An 11,524-nucleotide genomic window follows, 5' to 3' on the forward strand; every position below is an offset into this window, starting at 1 on the left:
ACTCAACGCTGGGCTACAAAAGCCCGGCTGAATACGAAGCGGCCTATTTTAAACTTGCAGCCTAACCCGGTGTCCACTAAGCCGGGGGAAGGCCAGGCAAAACTGCGCCACCGATGAGCAGGTCACCAAATTTGTGCAACCAAGCTACCCCTCAGCAGCCCAAACAGGAGATCAAAGAAAGACAACACACGCCGACAGCCCCCCAGTCCGTTTTAACAAACGTCGACTATACACAGGCTTGCATTTTAGGTCAAATGATTCGTCCATGAACCATTGATGGGCGAACCCATTTTGCGGGCACACAAAACCAACCACATGAACGTTTCATGAAGCCCCGACAGCTAATTCCACCGGCTCTCTTTCCACCGCCCAAAACAGGCCCTTCCCCAAACAAAAGAGGACAACTCCTCTCGAACAATTCAGCAAAGAGTCATGTGGACGTAGCTCGTTGCAGTCGACCATCCCCCTGCAAGTCGCCTCCTGGTTTTCGGTCAGGTTGTTTCAAAATTCAATCGTAGCCATGGTTTTCAACATGTTGCTCTTGACCCGACAACACCATAGTCTTCCATGAACGTAGGCATCTGGATCAGAGTCTCAACCGAAGATCAGGCCCGTGGCGAATCCCCCAGGAACCACGAGGCCCGCGCTCGCATGTATGCCGAGATCAAAGGCTGGCAGGTTGTGGAGATTTACGACTTGTCTGAAGTGGCGGACAAGAGCATCGACCGGCGCATCTTCACGGATGCGTTTTCTGCCGCAGAAAGAGCGAAAGGAGAAAATCCAGGATGAACTGCCGAGGATACAGGCCGAGATCGATCACCTCAAAACGAGCTCGACCGCATCGACCTGCACATCGAGGCGCCGCGCGTCGCCCACAAAGACCTGGCCGCCACCACCGGCGCCGAGCCTTCCGCCGCCATCCGCGCCCGGGTGGAGGCGGCGCGACAGATTCAGCGGCAACGCCTGGAACCCTTCGGCCTGCACACCAACAGCCAGATGCAGGCCCGGCACCTGAAGCAGTTCTGCCGACTGGACAGCGAAGGGGAAAAGCTGCTGGAAATGGTGGTCGACCGGCTGGGGATGTCGGCCCGCAGTTACGCACGCATCCTCAAGGTCGCCCGCACCATCGCCGACCTGGCGGGAGAGGAAAGCATCCGCCAGCCGCACCTGGCCGAGGCGGTGCAGTACCGTGGGCTGGACCGGAAGCTGGGGTAGCAAATTCCCGTTTCGTCACCCCGCCCGGGCGACAAATGTGTCCGGCGACAACAACCAATCTTGCGGACGTCCCTGCCGCTCTGTCACCAAAAAGTCATTCATGTCAACGACACTGTCGTTCGGTGACGAAGAGAGGCATCCCTCATCATCAAACAGCGTCAGGACCGATGTCCAGCCTCCTCCACAAGATCCCGGATAACCTCGCCGGCCATGGTCAGGCCGAAGATGGGGGGGATGTACGATGAACTGCCGAGAATCACCCGTCGGTCGGTACAGCGCCAGCGCTGGTCGTCCTTGTTGGGGCAGATGCAGTTTTCGGCGCAGATGGCGCTCTGGGCGGAGAGGGGGCGAAACTCCTCGGTCGAATAGACCACCTTCACCCCCCGGTCGATACCGCGCTTGCGCAGCTCGCGGCGGATGATGCGGGCCAGGCGGCATTTCTGGGTGTCGGCCAGATCGGCGACCCGGATCCGGGTCGGATCGAGCTTGTTGGCCGCCCCCATGGAGGCGATGACCGGCATCTGCTGCCGCAGACAGGATTCGATCAGGTGCAGCTTGGCGGTGATGTGGTCGATGCAGTCGAGCACATAGTCGTAGCGGCCGCCGAGCAGCTTTTCGCTCTGCCCGGCGTCGTAGAAGGCCTGCACCGGCCGCACCTCGCAGGCCGGGTTGATCGCCCGGCAGCGTTCGGCCATCACCTCGACCTTGGGCCGGCCGATGGTACCGTCGAGAGCATGAATCTGCCGGTTGACATTGGTCAGACAGATGTCGTCGAAATCGACCAGGGTGATGCGACCGACGCCGCCGCGCGCCAGAGCTTCAGCGGCATAGCTACCGACTCCGCCGATGCCGAACACGGCGACCGACGCCGAACGCAAACGCTGCAGGCCGGCCTCTCCGACCAGCAACTGCAACCGGGAAAAACGATGTTCATTCATAATCGCCTCGAAGCACCCCAGGAGGACAGAATTCAGTTCTGTCCCCACTCCTTTTGCAGATTCAACACCCGCCGGGCGTTCGCCGTGGTGATGCGTGCTGTTTCCGCCAGGCTCCAGCCCCTGATTTCGGCCACCCGTCGTGCGATCAGCGGCAGCCACTCCGGACGGTTCGGCTCCTTGCGGTGCGGATGCGGCGGCAGATCCGGGGCATCGGTTTCCAGGACTATCGCCTCAACCGGCAGCGTCCGCAGAACCTCGACCCGCTTGCGGGCGTTGGGATAGGTCAGCGGGCCGCCAAAGGCAATGACGAAGCCGAGTTCGAGCGCCTCGCTGGCGATCCGCGGACTGCCGCCGAAACCATGCAGGATGCCGCCGACCCGACCGGCCTGTTCCTGACGCAAAATGGCGAGCAGCTCGCCCCAGGCCCGCCGGCAGTGGATCAGCACCGGCTTGCCGGCCGCCACCGCCAGCCGCAGTTGGCCGCGAAAGGCCGGCTCCTGCAGCTGGAAGGGCACATCGAGCAGACCGTCCAGACCGATCTCGCCAACCGCGACGCATTCGGGCCGCTGCAACAGTTCGGCCAGTTCGACTTCGGCCGCAGCGCCCCACTGCCCGGCCATCATCGGATGCAGTCCCGGCGCCGCCCAGATCCGGGGGGCGCCGGCCAGCGACAGGAGATCCGGCCAATGCTGGCGCCGCACCCCCGGCACCAGCCAGGCGCCTACCCCGGCCCGCCCGGCCTCCGCCAACGCCGTGGCGGAATCTTGATCCGGACCGAGACGATCCAGATGCACATGGGTATCGAACAGCTGGGATTGATCCGCCTTCATCGTCAGGCATGCTAGCATAGGCGCAGGGCGCATAAAACCTGCTTTTTCTTGCCAGGGCTGCCGAGCCATGATACTTACTAATCGATTAAATTTTCCATATTTACAATGGAAGGTGTGGCACCATGGCAGAGACATCCGCCAGCAGTATCTCTTACATCCGCAAGGTCTTCTATTTCACCCACGCCACCGGAATTGTCACCGGCCTGCTCTTTCCCTTCGCTGTCACCCCTCTCATCGGCTCCAGGGCACAGACCCTGCCCTTCATCATCAGCAGCCTGGTCATGGGCTATGTCATGGGCGCCGCCATGTTCTTCTTCGTCCGCTTCACCCTGAAAAAGCAGCTCCGGCAACAGCTTGACCTGCTGCAGCCGCTGATCGGGACCATCGACATGGAAAGCGAGACGGTCGAGGGCCTGCACCAGGCCGTTTCGGCTTCGGTCACCCAGGTCGAACGCCTGGTTCGCGACCTGCTGGCGACCATCGACGAGTTCGTGCCACTCTACCATGCCATGGCGGAAGGCAGCCGCTATCTTTCCGATCGCGCTCACGAGGGGCTCAGCTCGGCACTCGAGACGCACAAGAAGGTCGAAGCCATGGAGGCCAAACAGGCCGAGGTGTCCGAACTGGTCCGGCAGCTGAGCAGCCGGGCGCAGGACGAGGCCTCGATGTCGCGCGAACTCTCGGCTTCCCTCGAGGAGATGGCGGCGGCCATGGATCATTCCACCGCCAAGTTTCTCGAGACCTCCTCCAGTGTCGACGAACTGGCGGCCAGCGTGGTGGAGGTCTCGAGCCAGGCCGATGAGATCGCCCGCACCGTCGAGGGAACGGCGCAGGACCTCGACGCAACCCGCACCGCTCTGGAAGAAATCCGTGCGGGGGTCCAGAGTAGTGCCCGCCAGGCTGAAACGGTACAGAAAGACGCCGAAAACGGCATGGTGGTCGTACAACGCGCCATCAAGGAAATGGATCTGATCGAACAGGAAAGCCGTAAGGCGATGCAGGCCATGGACCGACTGGCGCAGCAGACCGGCGAGGTGGCGAAAATCATCGAGGTGATCCGCGAGCTGGTTTCGGACACCGAGCTGCTCGCCTTCAATGCCGCCATCATCGCCGCCAAGGCCGGAGAGGAGGGCAAGGGCTTTTCAGTCGTCGCCGACGAGATCAGGGATCTGGCCGACCGCACCACCACCAGCGCCCAGGAGATCCAGCGCATCGTCAAGGCGATCGGTGGCGAAACCCGCGAGGTAACCAGTGCCGTCGCCGCCACCGGTAAACGCATCGAACACGGCAAGGAGCTGTCGCGATCGGCAGGCGAAGCGCTGGAAAAGATTTTCAACAGCTCCCGCGAGGCGGTCAGCGCCTCGGAGGAGATTGCCGGGACCACCGGCACTCAGGCGGAAAAGGCGCGTATTCTGCTCGACGACGCTGGACGCAGCCTGCGCTCCGTTAAGGCGGTTGCCCGCGCCATTCAGGAACAGCAGGCCGCCATTACCCGCATCCAGGAGGGAGTAACACAGATGAAAGCGGCCTCGGACCAGATCGCGCGCGGCATGGAAGAACAGGTGCAGGCCAACCGTGATTTCGACCGGGGCCTGGCCGAAAGGGAACGGCAGGTTCTGGCAATTCAGGAGGCGGTCAACTTCCAGCGCGAAACGGCACAACAGGTCTTCGAGCATTTTGCCGCTTCGGAAAAACGCCTGCGCAAGAACGCAGAAAGGGCCCGGGATATTCTGGAGCACATCGAAAAGCTGGAATCCCTGGCTGAACGTTTGCGGCAGCAGGCGGAGATCTTCAACATCTGAACCGCCGGACCGGCTACCTGCCTCCCCGACAAACCCGCTTTCGGGGTTTTTGCCTGAATCTCCCTATCTCGCCGACTGCTGGTATTCCCTGGGCATCATCTGCCCGGTAGGCAACATGTCATCATGGGGGGACTTTCCGTGTTGCCGCCGGTATTCCTTGCGGCGACATTCATCCATTTTCTCTCCCCGGCAATAGGTCTTGACGAATCCCCGGCAAGCCATGTCGAGAGAGCTCTGGTACTTCTGAAAGAAGCCGCACGTCGCCAACAGTTCACACTCGTTCATCTCACATCCTCCTGCTGAAAATCGCTTTCCCCCCCTCCCGCCATTGCCTGGCTCCGACCGGACGACCGACAATGCCACACGCTGTGTGCGGGTTTTTTGGCGCGAGATTTTACAGTAAGATGCGACTAATTACGACAAAAAAGTTAGAGGTGTCTGTCGGCTTCGGTGCGATCAGCCCCGCAAAAGTTCGTTGACCAGTGTCGCCGTTTCGGCGGTCAGTCGACGGCAATTGGCCAGATGCTCCCGGCTCATCCAGCGGAAAGGAGCGCTGAGCGCCTTGCAGCAGGTCGTCCGGTTTCGCCGGCGAAACTTCGCGACCAGGCGCCCGGCCAGCCGGGGCCGTCCGGCCAGACCGAGCGCCATCACTCCTCCGCTGACTGCCCCGCACAGGCATTTCTGGCCACCGATTCCGGATCCGAAGGCCGCCGCCACGTCCAGCAGACGCGGGTCGTCGATGCCGAGGGTCGCCTGCAACACCGCCTGGGCACAGTTGTTCCCCCGATCGAACAGGCGGCCGGCCTTTTCCGCAACGGATTCGTCAGATTCCGTATCGGATTTTTTCCCGGCCCGGCAACCAAAAAGCCTCATGCCGGCATCACCCTTCCTTGACCCCCAGCTTGCGCAGAATGGTCATCATCGGGCACCAGTTGGTGAAGGCGCTCTGAAAGAGATTCAGGCCGACAAAGGCGGTGAAATAGAGCCAGTAGGGGCTGTGCACCTGGCTGAGCACCACGCTCAGCATGACGAAGAATCCGGCGATCAGACGCAGATAACGATTGATGGTCATGGCTTTTCTCCTTGTTCAGAAACTGTAGCGGATGGCCGCATAGACGTTGGTGGCTTCCTCGAACTGGCCGAAGAAGGTATGGTCCCTTCGGCCGGCAAAGATGTTGCCGCCGCCGCTCAGCTGCCAGCTGTCGGTCAGCTTGTAGCTGGCAGAAGGGCGCAGGTAGGCGTCCTCGTCGCTCGGCGAATAGTAGGCGAACAGCGACAGGGTCAGGTTCTGGTTGAGCAGCAGCCGGGTCAGCCGCAGGGTCAGCAGATGCCGGTTTTCGTCCCGTTTCGGCGTTCCGGCCGGCAGGGTGCGCCGGTAGGCGTCATAGTCGAGCAGCCGCTCGAGATAGTACTGCAGCCCGATGGTAAAATCGCGCGCCAGCTCCCGCTCGTAGCCGAGCAGCAGCCTTCCCTCACTGTTCGGCAGCAGCGGATCGTCTCCCCCGGCATCGTCGCGCGAATCGTACCAGGCCAGCTCCAGGTTGCCGATGCCGTCGGCGACGGGCCCGCGCAGGCTCGCCCCCCAGACGTTCAGCCGGGGGAAGGTGTTGCGCCCCGAGGCCGCATCGAACCCGGCCGGGCTCTTCCAGTAGCCGAGATAACCGTAGAGGGCGGCTTCGAAACTGCCGATGTTGCGGGAGACGCGCAGGGCGAACTCGTCTTCGTCGAACCAGTCCCGCCGCTCGTCGACCCGCACCGGGGCGTCGCGGCCGGCGGTGCGGCCGAGCAGGGGATTGTAATAGGAAATCCGCTCACCGCGAATGAAGCGATCGGGATCGAACCTGGGGGTGTAGACCAGATCGATGGTCCCCCACTCGGGATAAAAGCTGGCCAGCAGCGCGTCGCTCGGGGCCTTCAGATACTCGACGTCGCGACCGATGAAGAAGGCCTGCCAGTCCTTGGGGAAGAGGTCGTTGAGAAAGAGCAGGTCTCCGGTGCCCCAGGTCAGGATCTGCCGGCCGACCTTGAGATCCAGCCAGTCAGTGGGCGAGACGAGCAGGTTCGCCTCGCGCAGATCGAACCAGCCGCTCCCTTCCTCGAGATCGACGTCATGCTCTTCGGTCACGTCATCGGCGACAAAGTCGCCGCGCACCTGCCAGGTGACGACATCGCCCTGATAGAGCCCCTCGAGCTGCAGCCGCGATTCGAGCAGGCTGGTGCGCCGCTGGTAGGCGTCGTCCTGCAGCCGGAGGCCGGCCCGGTTGTCCCAGAAGCCGTGCAGATCGACCTCGTCGAGCAGGCCGGCTCTAGCGCCGGAGGGAGCAACCGCCAGTATCAGCAGCGCTGCCAGCACGGCGCAAAGAAACTGTCCCGGTTTTCTGGCTGTCATTTTCACCGCGTCACCTCACGAGGCGGCCGCCGCAGGAAGCGTTCGGTGAAGATCCGTTCCTTCAGGCCGATGTCGTACTTGACGTTGCTGAAGGTGTTGACCGTCCGCGTTCCGGCCCGCAGGTCCTCGGCCACCGCCTCGACCACCGTCGGATAACCCTGGATGGTCTCGATCCTGGCCGCGCTCACCCGGCGATAGAGTTTCCCTTCGCGGTCGTGGTATTCGGCCTTCACCGGCAGGCTGGTCGCCTTGTCGATCCACACCTGGTACCAGGCGAACTCAACGCTCCCGGGATCCTTGGGGGTGTTCTTGACCAGCCAGGCGGTCTCGGTTTCTCCGACCAGTTCGTGCACGTCCTCTTCCAGGCCGCGGCCGGAGACATCCTCGTAGAAGAAATCGGACCCGACGAAGCTGGTCCGCTTGTCGCCGGGGGCGATGCGCTTCTTCAGGTTGAGTGCCGGCAGCCACAGCCAGCGGTCATCGTCGCCGCCGACATGTTTCCAGACCAGGTAGGCCATCTTGCGCACGTCGGCCGGGGCCTTGAAGTAGACATAGAACTTCTGGTCGTCACCGGCAACGTTGAGTCGCAGGATGGTGAACCTGCGTTCGCGCGTACCGCCATGGGCATCGTAAATCACCATGTGTACGTCGGCGCGGCCGTCCCTGCCGGCATAGTAGGCGGCGCGGTTGGCCTGCTCGACGATCTGTTCGACATCGGGCGCGGCCAGCAGCTGGCCGGCCGGCCAGAGAAACAGCAGGACAAAGAGCAAGAGAAGTCGTTTCATGGCTCCATTCCTTTCCTCAGATCAGGGGTTGGTGACCGGCCCGGAAACGCCGTCGGCCGGTCATGACTCTTCGCCGAAGGCCCGCTTGCGCAGCAGGGTCAAAAGTGCCGGCAGCAAAAAGAGGGTCGCCAGCCAGGAAACCGCCATGATGGTCGCCAGGAAGAAGCCGACGGTCTTGTAGGGCACCAGCGGCGCCACCAGCAGCGGCGTGAAACCGATCGAGATGGTCAGGGCGTTGCGGCTGATGGCGGTAGCCGGCTCCTTGAACATCTCGGCGGCCGCCGCCTGCCAGCTGCCGAGCTTCTGCTGCAGCTGCCGGGCCCGTTCCAGGAAGTGGATGGCGAAATCGACCGACAGACCGAGAGTCATGGCCGAAAGCACCGCCACCGGCATGTCGTAGTCCTTGCCCACCAGACCAATCAGGCCGTAGATGAAGGCGATGGTCACCGACAGCGGCAGCATGGCCAGAAGTCCGTACAGCGGCGAGCGGAAGAGGACCACCATCATCAGCAGCACCACCACGAAGGAGCTGGCCAGGGAGAAGAGCATGCCACGCACCATCTTGTCCTGCCAGACCACGTTCAGGTAGGTCAGGCCGGCCCAGGCGTGTTTTACCGGGAAGGGGGGCGGGTTGTCGCGGAAAAACCGCTCGACATCCCGCTCCACCTGCTCCATGTACTTGTTGTCACCGCTTTTGAGCTGTACCCAGATATTGGCTTCCCGGTAATCGCGGGTCACCAGGTGGAAGAGACTGTCCTTCTTCTTCATCCCCTCCAGCTGGGTGAAGACCTGGGCCACGGCCGGCACCGTCTCGGGAACGGCAAACCGGGCCCGGTTCCGCTCCTCGGACTGGTCCGGACGGTACTGCAGCTCGTAGGCGGCCTTCTTCAGGGCATCGACCGCCGAGGAGCTCTTGCCGACCACCGGGTCACTCGCCAGCGCGAGCTGCAGCTTCTCCACCCAGCGCAGCATCGCCGGTCGCTTGAACAGCGGCGCGTTGGCGGCCAGCAGCCACCGGTCTACGAAGGCTTCCAGTCCCGCCTGCTGCCGGGCGTCGATCAGGGCCAGGGCCTGGTCGATCAGCTCGTCGCCGCGCGCATCGCTATCCCCGAGCTGGCGCAGCAGCTCGTCGATGACGGCAGCCTGCTTCGGCGCTTCCGCCAGCAGCCGCTTTTTCAGCTCCGCCAGATCGAGCCCAGCCGGATCGAGATAGGCGACGGCATCGCCGAGCTGCTGCCAGCCGGCCAGCAATTGCTGGTCGTATTCACGCGCCAAGGCGCGAACCCGGTCCGCGAACCCGGTCGCGTCACCGGCAGGATCCAGCGCCTGCAGCTTCTGCACGAAGCCGGCGAGCTGTCCGCTGTCGGCGGCGGCAAATTCCTCGCGGACGGCCATCAGCAGCGCCTGCTGGAGTTCAGCGGCCTTCGGACCGTTGTCCGCCGCCGGCCACAGGGTCAGGTAGGCGGTGTAGGTGCCACCGAAGTGACGGTTGAGCACGGCGTCGGCGCGACGGATTTCGTGATCGGCGGTGAACCACTTGACCGGGTTGTCGTTGACCTGGATCCGGCTGATGCCGACCACCGACACCACCAGCACCAGCCCGGTTACCCCGAGAATCAGCCGCCAGCGCAGGTAGCTGAAGCGGCCCAGCTTCTCCAGGAACCGGCTCATGGTTGAGCGCTCGCCGGCCTCGTGCTGCGCCCGCAGTTTCTGCAGGGATTTTTCCGAAATGAAGATGGCGCTGTAGGCCGGCACCAGGGTCATGGTCAGCAGCCAGGCCACGGCCACCCCGAAAGCGACGTGCAGGCCGAAAACCTTCACCGGCGGAATCGGCGTCGTCGCCAGCGAGGCGAAACCGGCGATGGTGGTCAGCGAGGTGTAGAGCATCGGCATGAACAGATGCCCCACCACGTTGAGCATGGTTTCCTTCTTGTCGCCGTAGCGGTGATAGGTGTCGTAGAACTCGCTCAGCATGTGCACCGAATCGGCGACGGCGATCGGCATCAGGAAGATGGCGATCATCGAGCTCATGATGTGTACGTCATAGCCCAGCCCGATCAGCAGGCCCATGGCCCAGATGACGCTGACCATGGCCACCAGCATCGGCGCGATGATGATGCTTACCCGGCGGAAGAAGATCAGCAGCAGGATGAAGATCGCCAGCATCGCCAACGGCGCCGAGGTCGCCATCTGCACCAGCATCTCGACACCGAAGGTATCCTCGGCAACCGGCAGGCCGGTGATGTGCACCTGATCCTCCGTCGGCCAGTCCGCCGTCAGCGCCCGGACCAGGTTGGCGACATTGTAGCTGAAGGTCTTGTCGCGGATCGGCAGGTAGAGACAGATCGCCTTGCCGTCCTCGGCCACCAGGGTCCCCTTGTAGAGGGGATTGCTCATGGCGTCGTCGCGGATGCGCAGCGCCTCCTGCCGGGTTTTCGGCGGATGCTCCATCAGGTACTCGAGCTTCAGCGAACCGAGCTCGGCCTGCTTGAGATTGTCAACCACGCTCGGACTGATAAGCTCGCGACCGATCAGGGCACTCTCGCCGCTTTCGGTGAACAGCCGGTTGGGATCATGGCGAAAGGCGACGTTCAGCGCCCGCTGCCAGGCGCTCGCCGGCGTCAGATCGAGAATCCGCTCCTTCCCGTCCGGATCGCGCACCGCAACCCGGCCATCCTCGGTGCGATGCAGGCCCAGCAACTGCCAGGTCAGCCGGTCGATCCGCCCCAGGGTGCCGACGTTGAAGATCCCGTCCGGGTTCTGCTCGTTGCTGATGCCGACAATGACGAAATCGTAGAGGTTGTACTTCTGCTTGACCTGGTGGTGAAAAACCCGCACCGCCTCCTTGGCGTCGAGCATGTTCTCCGGGTCGTTGTCGAAATGGACCTTGGGGAACTGGACGGCAAAGAAGACGGTGCCGATCAACACCAGCAGCATGACCAGCCAGGGATAGCGCAGACTGAAACGTGTCAGGGCCAGTTTCATGGTTAGGCCTCCGGTTGTGTGGAATTAAATTCAAAAAAATATATATATGTCTTTTGCAATAAAGTCAACCCCCGCCGTCATCTATTATACAATCTGGTTTCCTCTTGACTGGTTTGCCTGCCTTTAAAAGTCTTTTCGCGCCCCTAAACCCGCAAAAAGATTTGAAAAAAATCAGAGCTGCCCTTAAGATGCAAGACTCGAACAACCCCCTTGACCACTGTTCTGGAGGCCACCCGATGAGACAACTGTTGCGCAGCATTCTGCTCCTGAACCTCGTTCTCGCCCTCTCCGCCGCTCCGGCCCTGGCGGGCGGCAAGAGAGACCTCCTGGCCGCCTGGAAGCCGAAATTCGATCCATCCGGTGCCAAGTATACCTACATCCTCTCCAACGTCTCGCATCCGGTCATCGAGGGGATCGCCGTCGGCTACCGGATCCGTGACGCCGTCTGGGAAAAATCGGGCGGCCGGCTCTATGTCGATTTCCGCCCCCTGGCGCAGCTCGGCGGGGAGAAGGACGTCATCGCCAAGCTCAAGATCGGCGCCGTGCAGGGGATGATGGCCTCCTCGGTGGCCGCCGCCAA

11 protein-coding genes and 1 pseudogene are annotated in these 11,524 nt (G+C 62.4%); 4 read left to right on the forward strand and 8 right to left on the reverse strand.

Translation table 11 applies throughout. The annotated features are described in order from the left end of the window. The first annotated feature begins 567 nt into the window (after positions 1–567). Entirely contained in the window at positions 568–789 is a 222-nt protein-coding gene (locus EDC39_RS14945; protein ID WP_246140271.1) for a recombinase family protein, read from the forward strand. Between the two features lie 93 nt (positions 790–882). Beyond that, entirely contained in the window at positions 883–1,215 is a 333-nt protein-coding gene (locus tag EDC39_RS14950; protein WP_148897198.1) for a magnesium chelatase subunit ChlI family protein, read from the forward strand. A gap of 158 nt (positions 1,216–1,373) precedes the next feature. On the opposite strand, the gene EDC39_RS14955 is transcribed toward EDC39_RS14950, so the two are convergent. Both EDC39_RS14955 and EDC39_RS14960 read right to left on the reverse strand, forming a co-directional pair. Further along, the gene (locus EDC39_RS14955; protein WP_148897199.1) at positions 1,374–2,153 is read right to left on the reverse strand and encodes a tRNA threonylcarbamoyladenosine dehydratase; all 780 of its coding nucleotides are present in this window, start codon (positions 2,151–2,153) and stop codon (positions 1,374–1,376) included. A gap of 32 nt (positions 2,154–2,185) precedes the next feature. Beyond that, entirely contained in the window at positions 2,186–2,983 is a 798-nt protein-coding gene (locus tag EDC39_RS14960; protein ID WP_148897200.1) for a TatD family hydrolase, read from the reverse strand. Between the two features lie 122 nt (positions 2,984–3,105). On the opposite strand from EDC39_RS14960, the gene EDC39_RS14965 reads away from it, so the two are divergent. Further along, positions 3,106–4,785 carry a methyl-accepting chemotaxis protein gene (locus EDC39_RS14965; protein ID WP_148897201.1) on the forward strand — a complete coding sequence of 560 codons (1,680 nt, stop codon included), beginning with the start codon at positions 3,106–3,108 and terminating at the stop codon, positions 4,783–4,785. A 63-nt stretch (positions 4,786–4,848) separates the two neighbouring features. On the opposite strand, the gene EDC39_RS14970 is transcribed toward EDC39_RS14965, so the two are convergent. The 6 genes from EDC39_RS14970 to EDC39_RS15405 all read right to left on the reverse strand — a co-directional run bounded on the left by EDC39_RS14970 (position 4,849) and on the right by EDC39_RS15405 (position 10,944). Continuing rightward, positions 4,849–5,070 carry a hypothetical protein gene (locus EDC39_RS14970; protein WP_148897202.1) on the reverse strand — a complete coding sequence of 74 codons (222 nt, stop codon included), beginning with the start codon at positions 5,068–5,070 and terminating at the stop codon, positions 4,849–4,851. A gap of 171 nt (positions 5,071–5,241) precedes the next feature. After that, positions 5,242–5,658: a C-GCAxxG-C-C family protein gene (locus tag EDC39_RS14975; protein WP_148897203.1), complete on the reverse strand. Its 417-nt coding sequence runs from the start codon at positions 5,656–5,658 to the stop codon at positions 5,242–5,244. A gap of 7 nt (positions 5,659–5,665) precedes the next feature. Then, positions 5,666–5,857 (reverse strand): YgaP family membrane protein, encoded by a 192-nt coding sequence (locus tag EDC39_RS14980; protein WP_148897204.1) that lies wholly within the window; start codon positions 5,855–5,857, stop codon positions 5,666–5,668. Positions 5,858–5,872: 15 nt separating this feature from the next. Next, positions 5,873–7,174, reverse strand: a complete 1,302-nt coding sequence (locus tag EDC39_RS14985) for a hypothetical protein (RefSeq protein ID WP_148897205.1) — start codon at positions 7,172–7,174, stop codon at positions 5,873–5,875. Positions 7,175–7,176: 2 nt separating this feature from the next. Continuing rightward, the gene (locus EDC39_RS14990; protein WP_148897206.1) at positions 7,177–7,959 is read right to left on the reverse strand and encodes an outer membrane lipoprotein-sorting protein; all 783 of its coding nucleotides are present in this window, start codon (positions 7,957–7,959) and stop codon (positions 7,177–7,179) included. A gap of 60 nt (positions 7,960–8,019) precedes the next feature. Then, positions 8,020–10,944 carry an efflux RND transporter permease subunit gene (locus tag EDC39_RS15405; RefSeq protein ID WP_187426828.1) on the reverse strand — a complete coding sequence of 975 codons (2,925 nt, stop codon included), beginning with the start codon at positions 10,942–10,944 and terminating at the stop codon, positions 8,020–8,022. A gap of 236 nt (positions 10,945–11,180) precedes the next feature. Between EDC39_RS15405 and EDC39_RS15000 the strand changes: the two are divergent. Continuing rightward, positions 11,181–11,524: pseudogene (locus tag EDC39_RS15000) on the forward strand (TRAP transporter substrate-binding protein); the annotation flags it as partial.

This window comes from Geothermobacter ehrlichii (assembly GCF_008124615.1).
Taxonomy (GTDB): Bacteria; Desulfobacterota; Desulfuromonadia; order Desulfuromonadales; family Geothermobacteraceae; genus Geothermobacter; species Geothermobacter ehrlichii.

Bases quoted from the DNA above. Each gene is read 5' to 3' on its own strand.
- EDC39_RS14945 (WP_246140271.1), top strand. From the start codon at position 568: ATGAACGTAGGCATCTGGATCAGAGTCTCAACCGAAGATCAGGCCCGT.
- EDC39_RS14955 (WP_148897199.1), bottom strand. From the start codon at position 2,153: ATGAATGAACATCGTTTTTCCCGGTTGCAGTTGCTGGTCGGAGAGGCC.
- EDC39_RS14960 (WP_148897200.1), bottom strand. From the start codon at position 2,983: ATGAAGGCGGATCAATCCCAGCTGTTCGATACCCATGTGCATCTGGAT.
- EDC39_RS14965 (WP_148897201.1), top strand. From the start codon at position 3,106: ATGGCAGAGACATCCGCCAGCAGTATCTCTTACATCCGCAAGGTCTTC.
- EDC39_RS14970 (WP_148897202.1), bottom strand. From the start codon at position 5,070: ATGAACGAGTGTGAACTGTTGGCGACGTGCGGCTTCTTTCAGAAGTAC.
- EDC39_RS14975 (WP_148897203.1), bottom strand. From the start codon at position 5,658: ATGAGGCTTTTTGGTTGCCGGGCCGGGAAAAAATCCGATACGGAATCT.
- EDC39_RS14980 (WP_148897204.1), bottom strand. From the start codon at position 5,857: ATGACCATCAATCGTTATCTGCGTCTGATCGCCGGATTCTTCGTCATG.
- EDC39_RS14985 (WP_148897205.1), bottom strand. From the start codon at position 7,174: ATGACAGCCAGAAAACCGGGACAGTTTCTTTGCGCCGTGCTGGCAGCG.
- EDC39_RS14990 (WP_148897206.1), bottom strand. From the start codon at position 7,959: ATGAAACGACTTCTCTTGCTCTTTGTCCTGCTGTTTCTCTGGCCGGCC.
- EDC39_RS15405 (WP_187426828.1), bottom strand. From the start codon at position 10,944: ATGAAACTGGCCCTGACACGTTTCAGTCTGCGCTATCCCTGGCTGGTC.